Here is a 15,955-nt window from a genome sequence, read left to right as displayed (position 1 = left end):
CGTTTTTCCGGGAAACCTTGTTGCGAGGGTGCAAGAAGGTTTCCTGCTTCCGGGAAAGTTTGTCGCAGGGGTGCAACAACCTTTCCCGGTTACCGGAAAAGCCGTTGCAGGGGTGCGTGGAGGTTTCCCGGTGTTCCGGAAAACTTCCCGCGAGGGTACGGCAAACTTTCCGGAAGATTAGATATTATTTGCAGCTTTCAGCCTGGCTTTACCAGAAAGCAAGCTGGTCTTTCAGCTCCTGGTTTCTTTCCTGTAGCTCTTTGATGCGTTCTTCGTATTGCTCTACCAGCTTTTCTGAAACATAATAATTTATTGTAGCAATTTCGTTGTTAACAGTAGAGCTATCATAGCTGTTAATAAAATTATTATTCCCTTCTTTCTGTCCTATCAAATCATAAATATCCGTCTCATAAAATTCAGAAATTTTCAGCAGGTTATCGAGTCCCGGTTTCGACTGGTCGCTTTCCCACTTACCATTCGCGGTCTGCGAAACATCAAGCTCCATGGCTACCTGTGTCTGCGATAAATTTCTTCCCGTTCTCAGCTCCCTGAGTTTAGTTCCTAAAGACATATCAAATAATTTTCAGCTAATTTACTATTTTTTATATTCAAAAAATACAACTTTTGTTGGCGTTTTTACAACTTTAGTTCAGATGCATGTGAAATATTTTCTTTAGATTTGTTGCACAACTATAGATTGGTTTTTATCTCTTTCCAACCTTACGGATAAAAGATGCATCTCTAGTTAAAAGAATTAATTTAAACCACAAATAACAAATGCAAATGATGAGAAAGAAAATTTCATGGCTGTTTTTATTAACGGTGTTCCTTGCCTTATTTTCCTGTAGGAATGAGCAGGATATTTTAAATGAAGCTTCTGCAAATAGAAAACGGGATATTATTTCCTTTTCCGCTTTCCAAAAAGAAACACAGATTCAAAAAGTTGGAGAGGTAATTTCTCCGATAAGTACCGCACAAAAAAACAGTCAGCATGACGACCCACTTTCGGGATTCCTCATTGATACAGAAACGATCAACCGTATTAAAGCCAATGGGGATATTTCTACCTATGCCTTTAGAATCTATTCTCTGTTCGGCAATCCCCAGGATGTCTATAATATGGTATACCGCAAGAGAAATGACGGCACGCTGCATTATTCTATTATAAGGATAATAGGGAATATTCCTTATGTTCTTTACGATTCCGAAGCGGCTTCCGCAGCCCAAAAACACTCTCACAAAAATGCGGTTGCCAAAACCTCAAGTTATGAAGACTGCCTGGCTTCTTACAGCGTGAGTGTATGGCATTGCAAAAATGGTCATTCTTGGGATACGTGCGACAAATGCCCTGAATGTTTGGAAACATTAACAGTGTGTGTAGGAAGTGGAGGCGGAGATAACTCCGGTGGTTTTGGCGGCCCAAGTAACGGAAACCCTTCCAGTCCGCCGCCTCCTGTAGACCCTATTACAGAGGGTGGCTCTGCTGCATATCTTACAGACCCGAGCGGATATGTTTTTGATCCTAATGTACTGCCTTCTACTGATGAAGGCTATGTAAGAGCGCTGAGAGCATATCTGTTTTCGGAGCAGCTTCCGGGAGCCACATAGCACCAGTGGGCGAGTGGAAATGCAGGCATTTACCAGAATATCATAGAGAGCTACCTTAACAATTATTCTACTGCCAACAATACAGAAAATTTGAATTTCCATAACCAAGCGGTACAGTATTTTATGGATCATCCTAATGCTACTTGGGAAGAGTTCTATAATCAATATCTTTCAGCGGACAGCCCTTGTAAAAAAACAAAACCATCTATTGATAAAGCCAATGCTATTTTAAAAAACCCAACGGTAAAGGCGCAGATGGATGCTGCATTAAAAGGAAAAGCAGATGCCCCGAATGAATGGGCTGTTGCTGTAGGGCTGGATATTGCTACGGGAAATTATATGGTAGAGGGTCCCAACGAAGGCACTCCTACAACTTCCAATTTCCCCTCTGCCAACCTGGGAAATAAATATATTGCATCCGGCCACAGCCACGCCAAGAAAAGAGGCTCTCCTTCTGCATTGGATCTTTACAGCACACTGCAATTGTCACAGGTAAACTACCTGAATTACAGGCAAAGTTATGTATACGGGATAAACAACGGTAGTGTGGAAGTATATGCCCTTGTAATAACCGATAAAGATTTAGCAGGAACTTTTTTCAGCAGTTTTCCTAAAAGCGAAAACTATGATGATGCTACGCATTGGTTTAAAAAGGAAAGTGATTTCTATGATGATGTTGATAGAATAACAACTATTTACAAACATAATAATATAAGCAATAATTCAGGTGAAAACCATAACGACTATGCATTAGCGTTAGCATATATTCTGGATAAGCACAATGCGGGAATAAGTCTTGCAAAAGTAGATGCAAATGGTAATTTAAAAAAAGTAAATGTATCAATAGAACAAACTACTACCAATGGCTTTCCAGATGAAAAAATTGTAGTTTCTAAATGTCCTTAATCTTAACCTTTAAAACATTCAACTTATGAAAACATTATTATTAAAAATATTAGTTGTAACAAATTTTCTTTTAATATATAGCTGTAAGTCACAAACAACAAATGACTATATAACATTTTATAATAATTTAGTACCTAAACTAAATTCATTAGTACCCAACAAAATTCAATATTATAACCAAAATTTTTCCAATTTTAATACAGAACTCCAAAACAATGGCATTAATATCATATCTTTTACTTATTATCCAAAAGTTATTCCCGGAATTCAATATTATGTTTTAAACTTAAATTTTATTGAACTTGATATGTGGAAAATTGCAAGTGAAAATTCTTACAGAAGACCTTTTATATCAATAACATTTCAAGATGAAATCCCATCACAAATAGATCAGTTGAGCATACAAAGCCAAGGCAGGTGGAACCCTACCATTGCCCAATTCTTTGCCAATATGAAAATAGAGAAAATAGAGTTTGTGGGGATTAATGGATACAATAATCCGGATAGAACTATAAAATAAATGAAAGCGATATTTTTTAAAATCTCAATCATTATAAGTTTACTATTTACATTATCCTGTAAATCACAGACCGTAAACAATTATATTACGTTTTACAATAATTTGGTTCCCAAGCTCAATACAATGGTTCCTAATAAAACACAATATTATAACAAAAATTTCTCTAATTTTTATAATTATTTACAGAGCAAAAGTATCGATATTACATTTTTTATGTGCAGTCCTAGAGTCATTCCTGGAACACAATACTATGTTATAGACTTGCGTTTAATGGAAAATAGAATATGGAGTGTTGGAATCGATAATCACTTTCAAGTACCATTCATATCAATAACCTTTCAAAATGAAATCCCATCACAAATAGATCAGTTGAGCATACAAAGTCAAGGCAGGTGGAATGCTACCATTGCACAGTTCTTTGCCAATATGAAAATAGAGAAAATAGAGTTTGTGGGCATTAATGGATACAATAATCCGGATAGAACTATAAAATAAATGAAACCGATATTTTTTAAAATCTCAATCATTATAAGTTTACTATTTACATTATCCTGTAAATCACAGTCCGTAAACGATTATATTGCGTTTTACAATAATTTGGTTCCAAAACTTAATATTTTAGCAAATGTAAAGACACAGTTCTATGGACAGAATTTTTCTGTCTTTTATAACGAAATGTTGAATAAGCAAGTAAATGTTGTAAAAATTGATTGCGATACGAAAGTTGATCCAAGTTCTAAATATTATATTCTGAGATTATATTTTGAAGACTCTGACTTATGGTCTGTGGCGACAGATAATCCATTTCAGTACCCTTGGGTTTCTATAACTTTCGAAAATGAAATTCCTAATCAAATTAACAATATGGTTTTACAAAATCATGGTGAATGGAATAATACTTTTGTGCAGTTCTTTTCTAATATGAAAATTGAAAAGATAAAATTTATTGGAATAAACGGATACAATAGTACGGATTGGTCTGAAAAATAAAAATATTGAAATGAAGAAAAATATGACGGTAAAATTTAAATTAATAATAATTACAATGTTTATAGATTTGGGTATTAATGCCCAAATTTATAAACCTACCAAGGGTGAAGTTGTTTTTATAAGTAAGGCAAAAATTGCTGATAGAAAACTATTTGACAAAACTTTTAAAAAATATAAAAAAGTATTTATTGAAGCAACACGAAGAACGGATAAGATAAGAAATGGTAACAATCCTGATCATAAAATAGTAAAACAACAAGAAGATCTATATAAAAAACTATTTACTTCCAGTTTTATTGAAAAAACAATGTTATTTATTGAGGATTCAGCTATATACACTCATAAATATACAGATTCAGTAATTTGGTACAATAAAAGAAAATTATCTAATAATAAAATTACTAGTAGGGAGAAAATAAATATTAAAAGCAATATATTGTTTAATCTTTCCCAAAATGATTCTACACGAATTATAGAAAAATATACTTACAGTTATTCTCCTATTAAAATCACAAAGATTTTAGAAAAGAGAAATATAAGAAAAAACATTAATAATTTTGAGTGTTTCAAGGTTATTTATGAGTTTAAAGTAATTGAAGCTAAAAGTTATTTTGCTGAAAATATTGTATATAGAAGAGAAGCATGGGTCACTGATAAAATTAAAAGTGTTTTTCATCCTGTTGTAGATGAGCAAGAGATTATAAAAAAATATTACCCTTTAGAAGTTAAAGAAACAATTAAAGGAGTAAAAGGATTTGAAAGGACCTATATATTAAATAAACTTACACTTTTATAGTTTTGATAACTTTAACCGCAGAAAAGAGAAAACAGTTTTTAAAAAGTGATTAATTAAAATTGTAATATTGGTTTAAGGAAAAATGAGAAATATTCTTTTTAAAATTAAATATATACTAACATTATTCGTTTTGTCATCCTGTTCGGTATCTAAAGAGTGAAGGAAGAAAGAAAGATATGATAGTGAAGATTACTCTGAATAAATAATTGTAAACCGTCATTATTGGGCGGTTAAAAAAAATAAAATAAAGCTGCCTCAAATGAAGGCAGCTTATTTATTACAGTAATACGATCTTTTGATTCTTTCTCACTTATCTAAATCCACAAATCGACCAACACCAAAATATCTCCGACAAACAAGCTCCTATCCTGCTGAAACTTCCGGTATATTTCAGCCAACTTCCAATTTTTTACGCTATTTTTGCAATGTTTTGAAACGTACAGCCAATAAGATCATCACCTTTCCTCTGGTAATCCTAATTAAGTTTTACCAATGGTTTATATCGCCGCTACTTCCTAAAAACTGTAGGTATGAACCTACCTGTTCGCATTATATGGTAAAAGCATTGCAGGTGCACGGTCCGGTGAAGGGTTTCTGGCTGGGAATAAAAAGAATTTCAAGATGCCACCCTTGGGGAGGAAGCGGTTATGATCCTGTACCACCCAAGAAGAGTAAAATTTAGAATAAACAACTACTAAAAAAATAAAAATGAGTAATATTTTTTTCAGAATGTATCTCGTCATTTTTGCGTTGATTACCCAATGTCTTTTTGCGCAGAATTATCCGGACGGAATGTCAGACGGAACTCTAAAAATCAATAATGCAAGTGTCCCTGTAAAGATCTACAGTACTACGGAGCTTGGAGACCTTAACGTGTTCCCCGACAGAAAAGTAGAAGGAAACGTACTGATTATTCTGAACGAATCTAATTTCGAACCTGCGTATTTCAACATCATCGCTCTTACACTGGATAAGCTCAAAACAGCTCACTACCAGTTTTTGGATAAAAATTTCAGGCTTATAGAAACACAAGCCACGAAAGAGAATATTGGAGCTTTCAAGTACGCGGTAAAATCAAACAAACCAGTTGCTTCTTCCGATCAGGTAAGTCTGGAAACGCCTTTTAAAATATGGGATCCGACGAAGGGAATTGTTTTAGGGCCTATTACCCTGCATTTTTACAGCTTGATGTTCATTTTTGCTTTCGGTTTCGGATATATTTTAATGAACAAAATATTTAAGATCGACAATGTTAATCAGAAATATCTCGAACCACTTTTCACCTGGACTTTAATAGGAACAATCCTTGGAGCACGTCTGGGACACGTCATCTTTTACCAACCGGAATTGTTTAAAGAAGATTTCTGGAGTGTGTTTTTACCGATCAGTACTAAAAACGGTCTTAAATTTACAGGGTTTTCGGGATTGGCAAGTCATGGTGCAACCATTGCATTGATTTTCACCACCCTTTATTATTCATTTAAAATTATTAAGAAAAATCCTTTCTGGGTATATGACAGACTGGGAATAGTAGTATCGCTGGGCGGAGCCTTCGTAAGACTGGGGAATTTCTTTAATTCTGAAATTATAGGAAAACCGGCTGATCCCAATTCTCCTTTTGCCTTGCTTTTCCCGCAACAAAGCAGTGAATACGGATTGACGGTTCCACGTTATCCTTCGCAGCTTTTTGAAGCATTCGGATATATTTGCCTGTTCGTCCTGTTGTGGATTTTATACAGAAAAACCAATAAAAAATATCAGCAGGGATGGTTATTCGGATTATTTTTCATTATTCTTTGGGCGATCCGATTCTTTGTGGAATTCCTGAAAGAACCACAGGGTGATGAATTTATTCAATTCGGAGGACTGAATACGGGACAGGTATTATCCATTCCGTTTATGATCGCCGGGGTAGTCATCATGATTGTATCTAAAAAATTCAGGATTACTCAGGCGGAAAACGAAAAACCTGAATAGTTTTAAATCATCAAAATAACATATAGAAGAAAAGCAAGTCCTCAGAGACTTGCTTTTCTGTTTATCGTTATCTTGTAGTTTTTCTATCGCAAGATTCTAATGTCCCATAATACCCTGAAATTACTTTAATATCATCAATCTAATATCCATTCATCTATTATCTATCATCTATTAGTCTATATCTTCAAAGTCTTCTCATAAAAGCTTTTGTACTTTGCCATTTAATTCAGAAAAAACATTGCCAAATTCATTGATTACATCAGAAGGAAGCATCGCCTCCTTAGAATACTTCTCCGCAGCAAACTCGGCCGCTTTTCCATGGAACCATACTCCCAACACTGCTGCTTCCTGTTCGGAATACTGCTGTGCAAGCAAGGAAGTGATAATTCCTGTCAGTATATCCCCGCTACCGCCTTTTGCAAGCCCCGAGTTGCCGGTAATATTATAAAACACCTCACCTTCCGGAGTGATAATCTGGGTATGATGGTCTTTTAAAACAATATAGATCTGATGTTCACGGCTCTTATTTTTAGCAAGTTCTGTTCTTTCGAAAGAATTTTCCGTTTTGCCGAAAAGTCTTTCAAATTCCTTGGGATGAGGGGTGATAATAGATTTTTCAGGAATTAACTGTATACTTTCATAATTCTGAGAGATGATATTTAAAGCATCGGCATCAAGAATCAATGGCTTCGTGTAGTTTTTTAAAAATTTTAAAAGACCTTTTGCCGTATTCTCATGAGTTCCTAATCCGGGACCAATTCCGCATACCGCTGTTTCTTCAACATTAAAACTTTCAATATAATCTTCTCCGCCTTCGATGAACATCGCTTCAGGATCGGAGGTCTGTAAAATTTCATATCCGCATTTCGGAGCAACGGTAAAAGTAAGTCCTGCCCCTGCCTTCAGAGCAGCTCTGGTAGAAAGTACTGCCGCTCCCATTTTACCATAACTTCCTCCGATAATAACAGCTTTTCCGTAAGTGCCTTTGTGTGAGAATTCACTTCTTACTTTAAAAATCTTTTTAATAACCTCATCATTGATTACATAATCTTTGGTTTCTGTTTCTTCGACATAATCTTCACTTAAATTAATATCTAAAATCTCAATCTTTCCGGCAAATTTTCCGGTTTCGGCATGAAGGAAAGACTTTTTCCAAAACTGGAAGCTCAGCGTATAGTCAGCCATGAATACTACGGCATCATGATCTGAAATAGCGTCTGCCATGAGTCCCGAAGGGAGATCAACCGAAATTTTTATATTTTTTTTACGGTTTAAAAATTCCACCAGGTCTTTTATATCACCATCCAGCTTGCGTGACAATCCGGTACCGAAAAGCGCATCAATAATCACTGTTCGGCCGTCGAAACGGTAGCCTGATGCTTCTTTAAATTCTCTTATGGTAATTCCTGAAATTTCTTTGATATGCTTAAAATTCTCCTGAGCATCGGAAGAAAATTTAGCCTTCGTATTCGTGAATACATCTACGTCAAAACCTTTTTGGTACAGCATTCTGGCAATAGCAAAGCCATCCCCTCCATTATTTCCGCTACCGCAGAAAACAGCAAAATTCCTGTGATTGTTGCAATTTTCGGAGATCCATTCCACACATGCTTCCGCCGCCCTTTCCATGAGATGTACAGAAGAAACAGGTTCATTCTTTATCGTATATTGATCACAATTGCGGATTTGCTCTGCTGTAAAAATTTTCATTGAAGTACATTTAATGGTATGCTAACAGCAATTTACAAAAAGTAATTTTAAATGATTGAAGTAAGTAAAAATTTATGTTAATATGATACCTTAAAAAGTATATATCTCAATAAATTATTAATTAAACCCTCAATTGCATTAAAATAATTACATTTTTTTGTAATTTAAACCCTGATTTAGACAACAATTAAAAAATATAAATATGGGATTTGTCAAAGAATTTAAAGAATTTGCGTTCAAAGGGAACGTTCTTGATCTTGCAGTCGGTGTCATCATTGGTGCTGCATTCAGTGCCATTGTAAAGTCATTTGTAGATGATATCATCACGCCGCTTCTTCTGAATCCGGCTTTGGAAAAGGCTAATGTAAAGAATATTGCAGAACTTTCCTGGCAAGGGGTAAAATACGGTAATTTTTTATCTTCGGTCATCAGTTTCCTTATTGTTGCTTTCGTGTTGTTCCTTCTTATTAAAGGCGTGAACAGCCTTAACAAAAAACCGGAAACCGCACCTCCGCCACCGGTACTTACCGAAGACCAGAAACTGCTTACAGAAATCAGAGATTTGCTGAAAAGTAAAAATAATATATAAAGAAAAAGCACTTCATGATGAAGTGCTTTGTTTATTTCTGGATATTACTGAATTTGTAAAATACTGGATATCTGCTCTGCCAGCGAAAGTCCGATCCTGTCCTGAGCTTCCAGCGTTGAAGCACCGGTATGTGGCGTCATGGAAATTTTAGGATGGTTCAGGATCTCTCTGGAAGGTGTAGGCTCGTTAATAAAAACATCAAGTCCTGCAAACTTCACTTTTCCTGAATCTAAAGCTTCAACCAGAGCAGTCTCATCAATTACGCCGCCTCTTGAGCAGTTTACGATGGCTACGCCGTCCTTCATCATTTCAAATTCATTTTTACCGATCATGTATCCGTCTTTCTGGGCTGGTACGTGAAGGGTTATAAAATCGGAATGCTTAAGCACATCCTGAAGCGGTTCCGTTTCAATATCAACATTGATGAACTGTTTATTGTAAAAAGTTACTTTAATGCTTGCTTTCCCTACATTGCTGTCTGCCGCTACCACTCGCATTCCGAGCCCTAAAGCAATCTTAGCTACTTCCTGCCCGATTCTTCCCATTCCTACGATACCGATTGTTTTTCCTTTCAGCTCTATACCTGCTGCATATGCTTTTTTAAGAGAAGCAAATTCACTATCACCTACCAAAGGCATCTTCCTGTTGGAATCCTGCAAAAATCTTGCTCCGGAAAACAGATGGGCAAAAACCAGCTCTGCTACAGATTCTGAAGAAGCTGAAGGGGTATTGATTACATGAATTCCTTTTTCTCTGGCATAATCCACATCAATATTATCCATTCCTACTCCGCCTCTCCCGATGATTTCAAGAGAAGGACAGTTGTCAATAATATCTTTTCTTACCTGTGTGGCACTGCGTACCAGCAATGTGCGGATCTTATGCTCATTAATGTAATCCATTAAAAACTCCTGCGGAACTTTCGTGGTGATTACTTCAAAACCTTTCTCAGTCAATGCATCAATCCCGGATTGATCCAAACCGTCGTTTGCTAAAACTTTCATAAACTTTTGAGATTATATTAAAGATTAACGAATTATTTATATCAAAATTAATCGTTTAATCTTTGGATTAAATTTTTATTCTTCGTCTTCTTTAAAAACTTCAATGGTCACCTGCTTTTCTACAAGATCAGTAAATCTGCCTTTATATCTTGTTGCTCTTACCAGATGGTTATCTATCCAGTGATAGTTTCCACCTCTGGGTTTTCCGCATAATACACTGTGGTATTTGAAGCCGTGTTTATCCAGCCAGTCGATAGTAATCTGTTTCAGGTTTTCCGTTCTCGACGTAAAAAAACAAATCTGATGGCCTTCATCATACCATTTGTTGATGGTTTCCAGCGCATCAGGAAAAGGTTCGCAGGTAACCATTCTTTCGGGTTCTTCGTTCGGGACGTCTTCCGTAATGGTTCCGTCGATATCAATAAGATAGTTTTTTACACCGTCTTTCAGGATAGGGCTAATGTGATCTTTGTACTCTAATTCCATCATAAAAAATTGAATGGCAAAGTTACGTTTTTTACAGTAATAAGCCCCGCGAAACTTGTCAAATGTAAATTTTTTAAACTAAAATTAAATATTTAGCGAATAATTTTAATCTAAATTAATAATTTTTATAATTAAAGTTAAAAATATTCTTTCATTGCGATAACTGATTATTGTACCACTAGCGTAAAGGAATTTCAAAATCATGATGTTTTACCAAAAATTTTCAGAATACATTTATTACACTTACATTTGTAGAAATGGAAGAATTCGTAGTTTTAGTAAACCCTGAAGATCAGGTTCTCGGTTTAATGGAAAAGCAGCAGGCGCACATCAATAGCCTTCTGCACCGTGCTTTCTCTGTATTTTTGTTCAACAGTAAAGGTGAAATGCTTTTGCAGAAAAGAGCTTCCGGAAAATATCATTCCCCATTGAAATGGACCAACGCGGTATGCTCCCATCCCAGAATTGAAGAAACCTATCTCGAAGGAGCCAAACGCCGTCTGAAAGAAGAACTGGGAATAGAAGCCGATCTTTCAGAAAAATTCAGTTTTATTTACAGAGCTGATGTTGGAAACGGACTCTGGGAACATGAGCTTGACCATGTTTTTACGGGCATTTTTGAAGATGAATTTAATCTTAATAAAGATGAAGTGGAGGAAGTACGTTACATTTCAATAGAAAATCTTGATCAAGAGATGTCTGAAAATCCTGATCATTTTACGGAATGGTTCAAGATTATCCTTGATGAATACAAACACCATTTTAATTCATGAAAAAGATTTTTCTCGCCCTTGTTCTGTTCGCCGCGTCTTTGTTAACGGCACAGGCAATTCCTACGGAAGTTTATGATCATGAGAACTATTCTATTGTTTATCCTCAAGGCTGGAAAGTTACCAATGACAGCGAGATTATCAATATATTTCCGCCAAGCCAGATAGGGGCCATAACCATTTCAGAATATCACGACCTGAATCTGCCGAAATCCGAAACCAAAAAATTCATCCTTGCCCTTTATAAATCTTCCGATGACGAAAAGAAGGTAACTTCGAAAAGCGGCAAAAAAGGATATACAGAGTACTTTTACGAATACCTTGATGAAAAGCAAAAGCTCATTTGGATCACTAAAGTGTTTCAGAAAGATAAAGACCTGTATCTTGTGTCCGTAAATTGCGGACAGAAGTACTGGAATGGCAATTTTATGAAGCTTTTCAATGAAGCTTTTGACAGTTTTAAAATAAAGAAATAGAAATAAAAATTAACTATGAAGAAAACAGCATTGTACGACAAGCACGTATCTTTAGGCGCTAAAATCGTACCTTTTGCAGGTTTTGAAATGCCTGTACAATATTCCGGAGTTACTGTAGAACACTTTGCCGTAAGAGAAAAAGCAGGTTTGTTCGATGTTTCTCACATGGGACAGTTTTTCATTGAGGGAGCAGGTTCAAAAGAACTATTGCAATACGTTACCACCAACAATGTAGATGCTCTGGAAAACGGAAAAGCGCAGTATTCATGTCTTCCTAATGAAAACGGAGGAATTGTGGACGACCTTATCGTTTACAAAATGGAAGACGACAAATATTTCGTGGTTGTGAATGCTTCAAACATTGATAAAGACTGGGACCATATTTCTAAATACAACACTTTCGGAGCGAACATGACGAATGCTTCTGATGATATGTCATTACTGGCAGTTCAGGGCCCGAAAGCTACCGGAATTCTTCAGAAATTAACGGAAACCAATCTTTCAGAAATTCCTTATTATCACTTTGCCGTAGGTTCGGTAGCTGGAGTAAGTGATGTCATCATCTCCAACACAGGCTACACCGGAAGCGGTGGTTTTGAAATTTATTTCAAAAATGAAGATGCCTTAACGCTTTGGGATGCGATCATCGAAGCAGGTGCAGAAGAAGGAATTATTCCTTGCGGATTGGCTGCCAGAGATACTTTGAGACTGGAAAAAGGATTCTGCCTTTATGGAAACGATATCGACGATACTACCTCTCCAATCGAAGCTGGACTAGGCTGGATCACCAAATTTGATAAAGATTTCCTCTCCAAAGAAACATTCGCCAAGCAAAAAGAAGAAGGCATTACCCGCAAATTAGTTGGTTTTGAATTAACCGATAAAGGGGTTCCAAGACACGACTACCCTGTTGTAGACGCAGAAGGAAACGTAATCGGGAAAGTAACTTCAGGAACACAGTCTCCTATGAAAAAAGTAGGGTTAGGTCTTGCTTACGTAGATAAGCCTCACTTTAAAATAGGTTCTGAGATCTTCATACAGGTAAGGAATAAAAATATTCCTGCCCAGGTAGTGAAGGCTCCTTTCGTTTAATTTTCAACATTATTTTGTCAAATTTGAAAATCTTTGACAAAATTTAAAAATACCATAAAACCTGCTTTTTGCAGGTTTTATTTTTTTAGGAGCTTAATCCGGCTATCCACTATATCTTTTGTTTTGTTTTCGGCGGGAGCTTCGCTCCCGCCGAAAACAAAACAAAAGGATGCCGTTTCTATCCGGGCTAGCACACTTTTATCCGGTATTTCAATTTTATTCATTTTATTTGCATGTATGACAACTTTAAAAACCCTTACTATTTTAACTTTAATTTTCAATGGACTGATTTTAATTGTTATGGGTCACTCTTTTTATAATAATCGGATTAATTTTATTCTTAAACTTAACATTAAAAATCTGAATAAGAAAAAATTCTGATGTACTAAACATAGGAAACCATGAAAAAAAGCATACTATTTTCAATAATTGCCGTAATTATCCTCATTGCCGTCTTTATCTATTATCCGGTATGGGACCAAGAATGGCTATCTTATGCAATTATTTTTATATGTTTTGCCATGCTTTGTTTTTCAGGAGCTAACATCATGACAGCTAATGAACCTGTTGATTATGATTCCACAGAAAAGCAAATGGACAAGCTTTATACGGAAGACGGTATCTTCAGTTATACTGCTGAAGGATTTTATTTTACCACGAAATCGGAATCTAAAAAATATATTAAATATTCAGACATTTTAGAAGTTAATGCATTCAAAATTCCTTTTTTGCATGAACAAACTCATTCCGGTATTGAATTAATTACATCCGATGAAAAATATGAATTTCTAGATCAGTACTGTAAAGGAATTGAGAAATTTACAGAACAGCTTTCCGACAACCTCCCGTTTCATCACAACCATGAATTAAAAATGATGAATAACCATGGTCTTAAAAAAAGAAATCTATTTCGAAAATAATATAAAACTGCTATATAGGATTTACAGGGCGGTTAGTTTGAACTCTTTTGTTTAGAATTCCTTTTCGTACTCCGTTTTCTGCAACCTTGTTTGAGACTTCCGTCAGAATATTTGAATTTTAAGTAATTTTTAAAAAATAAAAACCTCACAGGTTTTGAAAAACCTGTGAGGTTTGGTTTTGAGTCTACGTCAAAAAACATTTATAAAACTTTGAGAATATCTACGACTTCACTCCAAAAAACTCCTGCAACGCTTCTACATTCTTTTTATCATTTCCCACGAAAATTTTATCATTGGTAATAAAAACCGGGCGCTTCAAAAACGTATAATGATCCAGTAACAATTCTTTAAAATCCTTTTCTGTTAAAGACTTTACATTCAGGCCTCTCAATTTGATCTGCGTAGACTTTTTACTGAATAATGTTTCATAAGATTGGGTTTTCTCATACATTTCGGCTAATTCCTCTTCTGTAACCGGTTCTTTTCGGATCTCGCGCAGTTCCCAGTCTGACAAATCGAATTGCGCTAAAATCTTTCTGCAGGTATCACACGTATTCAGGTGAAAAACTTTTTTCATTTAAATTATATTCTAATCGTTAACAGAAAATATTCATTTTCATTCTTCAAAAGTAAGATTTAATCTAAAGTTTTAAAAATTATAAATACCTTTATTCAAATTTTAAAAGAATGGAGAACAAACCTGTGACTTTTCAGTTTATTTCTGAGCCTTCAGACGTCAATTACGGAGGAAATGTACATGGAGGAAGCGTGATGAAATGGATTGACCAGGCCGGCTATGCATGTGCCACCACCTGGAGCGGGAATTATTCGGTTACCGTTTATGTAGGCGGCATTCGTTTCTATGAGCCGATAAAAATCGGGGAAATTGTAAAAGTGGAAGCGCAGGTGATCTACACCGGTTCTTCTAGCATGCATATCGCCATCAATGTGTTCTCCAGAAATCTTAAGCAGCCGAAATTCGACAAGAAAACACACTGCATCATTGTATTTGTGGCAGTTGATGAGAACGGAAAAAAACTTCCGGTCCCGAAATGGATTCCTGAAACCGAAGAAGACAGACAGAAAGAACAGTACGCTATACGGCTAATGCAGCTGCGTACACAGATTGAAGATGAAATGAAACCCTTCCTGTAATGTATAGAAAAGATTTTATCAAACTTTCATCGTTGGGATTCCTGGGTTTATATTCCTGCGGAATTTCTCCATTTAAAAAAAGACAAAACACATTGGCAATTCAGTTATACACCGTCCGGGATGCAATGTCGGCAAACCTTGAAAAAACACTCGAAAGACTGGCAGCCATGGGCTTTACCGGACTGGAAATCTATGCGTACAACAGTACTTTTTTCGGAAAATCCCCTCAGGAATTTCAGCGCATTCTTAAAAATACAGGATTGAGAGTCATCAGCTCACATCATATAACAGGAAATTTTAATAAAGGACAGGGAACTTTACTCTATAACTGGAAAAAATCTGTGGAAGATCTTCATTTTATCGGTTCAGAATATATGGTTTGCTCTTACCTTTTTCCGGCAGAACGAACTTTGGAAAACTATAAGAAACTTCCTGAACTGCTTGAAAATTCAGGAAAAGTTACAAAAGAAGCCGGAATTCAGTTTGCGTACCATAATCACGATTTTGAATTTGAAAAATTTGATGACAACCGAAATGTTTATGATTTTATTTTAGAAAATTCATCATCAGAACTGGTTAAAATGGAGCTGGATTTATACTGGATTTCAAAAGCAGGAATCGATCCGCTGAAGTATTTCGAGAAATATCCCGGAAGATTTCCGCTGTGGCACGTAAAAGATATGAAAGCCGGGACAAAAGATTTCACCGAGATCGGAAATGGTACTATAGATTTTGAGCGAATTTTTAAAGCCAGAAAGCAGGCAGGTCTTCGATACTGGTTCCTGGAGCAGGATTCCAGTGATAAAGATATTTTTGAGAGTATCTGCATCAGCAGCGAATTTATAGCTAAAAACAATTTCTTTTTAAAATAATTTTTATCTTTGTCCAACAAAAGGAAATGGTGTTCTTCCTTACCCAACCGCTTTTCAAAAGCTGATGACGCCTGATTAGAAGAT

General features: G+C 35.8%; 21 protein-coding genes and 1 riboswitch. Of the genes, 16 read left to right on the top strand and 5 right to left on the bottom strand.

What is annotated here, in order from left to right; translation table 11 throughout:
• The first annotated feature begins 28 nt into the window (after positions 1 to 28).
• Positions 29 to 181: a hypothetical protein gene (locus HHL20_RS04225; protein ID WP_169229926.1), complete on the top strand. Its 153-nt coding sequence runs from the start codon at positions 29 to 31 to the stop codon at positions 179 to 181.
• Between the two features lie 27 nt (positions 182 to 208).
• On the opposite strand, the gene HHL20_RS04220 is transcribed toward HHL20_RS04225, so the two are convergent.
• A complete protein-coding gene (locus HHL20_RS04220) occupies positions 209 to 571 on the bottom strand; it encodes a helix-turn-helix domain-containing protein (protein WP_169229925.1) in 363 nt (120 codons plus the stop codon).
• Between the two features lie 212 nt (positions 572 to 783).
• Here HHL20_RS04220 and HHL20_RS04215 point away from each other — a divergent pair, with 212 nt between their 5' ends.
• The 8 genes from HHL20_RS04215 (at position 784) to lgt (ending at position 6,797) form a co-directional block, all read left to right on the top strand.
• Positions 784 to 1,608 carry a hypothetical protein gene (locus HHL20_RS04215; RefSeq protein ID WP_169229924.1) on the top strand — a complete coding sequence of 275 codons (825 nt, stop codon included), beginning with the start codon at positions 784 to 786 and terminating at the stop codon, positions 1,606 to 1,608.
• Between the two features lie 90 nt (positions 1,609 to 1,698).
• The gene (locus tag HHL20_RS04210; protein WP_169229923.1) at positions 1,699 to 2,514 is read left to right on the top strand and encodes a hypothetical protein; all 816 of its coding nucleotides are present in this window, start codon (positions 1,699 to 1,701) and stop codon (positions 2,512 to 2,514) included.
• A gap of 25 nt (positions 2,515 to 2,539) precedes the next feature.
• A complete protein-coding gene (locus HHL20_RS04205) occupies positions 2,540 to 3,034 on the top strand; it encodes a hypothetical protein (protein WP_169229922.1) in 495 nt (164 codons plus the stop codon).
• Between the two features lie 270 nt (positions 3,035 to 3,304).
• The gene (locus HHL20_RS04200) at positions 3,305 to 3,529 is read left to right on the top strand and encodes a hypothetical protein (RefSeq protein WP_169229921.1); all 225 of its coding nucleotides are present in this window, start codon (positions 3,305 to 3,307) and stop codon (positions 3,527 to 3,529) included.
• Positions 3,530 to 4,024 carry a hypothetical protein gene (locus HHL20_RS04195; protein ID WP_169229920.1) on the top strand — a complete coding sequence of 165 codons (495 nt, stop codon included), beginning with the start codon at positions 3,530 to 3,532 and terminating at the stop codon, positions 4,022 to 4,024.
• A gap of 10 nt (positions 4,025 to 4,034) precedes the next feature.
• On the top strand, positions 4,035 to 4,820 hold the full coding sequence (locus tag HHL20_RS04190) for a hypothetical protein (protein WP_169229919.1): 786 nt from the start codon (positions 4,035 to 4,037) through the stop codon (positions 4,818 to 4,820).
• A gap of 430 nt (positions 4,821 to 5,250) precedes the next feature.
• Positions 5,251 to 5,502 carry a membrane protein insertion efficiency factor YidD gene (gene yidD, locus HHL20_RS04185; RefSeq protein ID WP_169229918.1) on the top strand — a complete coding sequence of 84 codons (252 nt, stop codon included), beginning with the start codon at positions 5,251 to 5,253 and terminating at the stop codon, positions 5,500 to 5,502.
• A 428-nt stretch (positions 5,503 to 5,930) separates the two neighbouring features.
• Positions 5,931 to 6,797, top strand: a complete 867-nt coding sequence (gene lgt, locus HHL20_RS04180) for a prolipoprotein diacylglyceryl transferase (protein WP_169231115.1) — start codon at positions 5,931 to 5,933, stop codon at positions 6,795 to 6,797.
• Between the two features lie 195 nt (positions 6,798 to 6,992).
• On the opposite strand, the gene HHL20_RS04175 is transcribed toward lgt, so the two are convergent.
• Complete coding sequence (locus HHL20_RS04175) at positions 6,993 to 8,507, bottom strand: NAD(P)H-hydrate dehydratase (RefSeq protein WP_169229917.1); 1,515 nt, start codon at positions 8,505 to 8,507, stop codon at positions 6,993 to 6,995.
• A 202-nt stretch (positions 8,508 to 8,709) separates the two neighbouring features.
• Between HHL20_RS04175 and mscL the strand changes: the two genes are divergently transcribed.
• On the top strand, positions 8,710 to 9,096 hold the full coding sequence (mscL, locus tag HHL20_RS04170; protein ID WP_169229916.1) for a large conductance mechanosensitive channel protein MscL: 387 nt from the start codon (positions 8,710 to 8,712) through the stop codon (positions 9,094 to 9,096).
• 44 nt (positions 9,097 to 9,140) lie between these two features.
• Here mscL and HHL20_RS04165 read toward each other — a convergent pair whose 3' ends face one another.
• Positions 9,141 to 10,100 carry a D-2-hydroxyacid dehydrogenase gene (locus tag HHL20_RS04165; RefSeq protein ID WP_169229915.1) on the bottom strand — a complete coding sequence of 320 codons (960 nt, stop codon included), beginning with the start codon at positions 10,098 to 10,100 and terminating at the stop codon, positions 9,141 to 9,143.
• 75 nt (positions 10,101 to 10,175) lie between these two features.
• Complete coding sequence (locus HHL20_RS04160; RefSeq protein WP_169231114.1) at positions 10,176 to 10,586, bottom strand: LNS2 domain-containing protein; 411 nt, start codon at positions 10,584 to 10,586, stop codon at positions 10,176 to 10,178.
• A 257-nt stretch (positions 10,587 to 10,843) separates the two neighbouring features.
• Here HHL20_RS04160 and idi point away from each other — a divergent pair, with 257 nt between their 5' ends.
• The 4 genes from idi (at position 10,844) to HHL20_RS04140 (ending at position 13,844) form a co-directional block, all read left to right on the top strand.
• On the top strand, positions 10,844 to 11,359 hold the full coding sequence (idi, locus tag HHL20_RS04155) for an isopentenyl-diphosphate Delta-isomerase (protein WP_169229914.1): 516 nt from the start codon (positions 10,844 to 10,846) through the stop codon (positions 11,357 to 11,359).
• Positions 11,356 to 11,832, top strand: coding sequence for a hypothetical protein (locus tag HHL20_RS04150; RefSeq protein WP_185194793.1), 477 nt, complete (start codon positions 11,356 to 11,358; stop codon positions 11,830 to 11,832). Before idi ends, HHL20_RS04150 begins: the two co-directional genes overlap by 4 nt.
• 15 nt (positions 11,833 to 11,847) lie before the next feature.
• Positions 11,848 to 12,924 carry a glycine cleavage system aminomethyltransferase GcvT gene (gene gcvT / locus HHL20_RS04145; protein WP_169229913.1) on the top strand — a complete coding sequence of 359 codons (1,077 nt, stop codon included), beginning with the start codon at positions 11,848 to 11,850 and terminating at the stop codon, positions 12,922 to 12,924.
• Positions 12,925 to 13,325: 401 nt separating this feature from the next.
• The gene (locus HHL20_RS04140) at positions 13,326 to 13,844 is read left to right on the top strand and encodes a hypothetical protein (protein ID WP_169229912.1); all 519 of its coding nucleotides are present in this window, start codon (positions 13,326 to 13,328) and stop codon (positions 13,842 to 13,844) included.
• Between the two features lie 220 nt (positions 13,845 to 14,064).
• Here HHL20_RS04140 and HHL20_RS04135 read toward each other — a convergent pair whose 3' ends face one another.
• On the bottom strand, positions 14,065 to 14,421 hold the full coding sequence (locus HHL20_RS04135; protein WP_169229911.1) for an arsenate reductase family protein: 357 nt from the start codon (positions 14,419 to 14,421) through the stop codon (positions 14,065 to 14,067).
• A 110-nt stretch (positions 14,422 to 14,531) separates the two neighbouring features.
• On the opposite strand from HHL20_RS04135, the gene HHL20_RS04130 reads away from it, so the two are divergent.
• A complete protein-coding gene (locus HHL20_RS04130) occupies positions 14,532 to 14,999 on the top strand; it encodes an acyl-CoA thioesterase (protein ID WP_169229910.1) in 468 nt (155 codons plus the stop codon).
• Positions 14,999 to 15,871 (top strand): sugar phosphate isomerase/epimerase family protein, encoded by an 873-nt coding sequence (locus HHL20_RS04125; RefSeq protein ID WP_169229909.1) that lies wholly within the window; start codon positions 14,999 to 15,001, stop codon positions 15,869 to 15,871. Before HHL20_RS04130 ends, HHL20_RS04125 begins: the two co-directional genes overlap by 1 nt.
• Before the next feature lie 13 nt (positions 15,872 to 15,884).
• Positions 15,885 to 15,952, top strand: a riboswitch (Fluoride riboswitch).
• Positions 15,953 to 15,955: the final 3 nt, after the last annotated feature.

It is taken from the genome of Chryseobacterium cheonjiense, from assembly GCF_012927265.1.
Classification (GTDB): domain Bacteria; phylum Bacteroidota; class Bacteroidia; order Flavobacteriales; family Weeksellaceae; genus Chryseobacterium; species Chryseobacterium cheonjiense.
The sequence above is the reverse complement of the archived record's forward strand: the minus strand, read 5'-3'. Positions and strand labels throughout refer to the sequence as shown.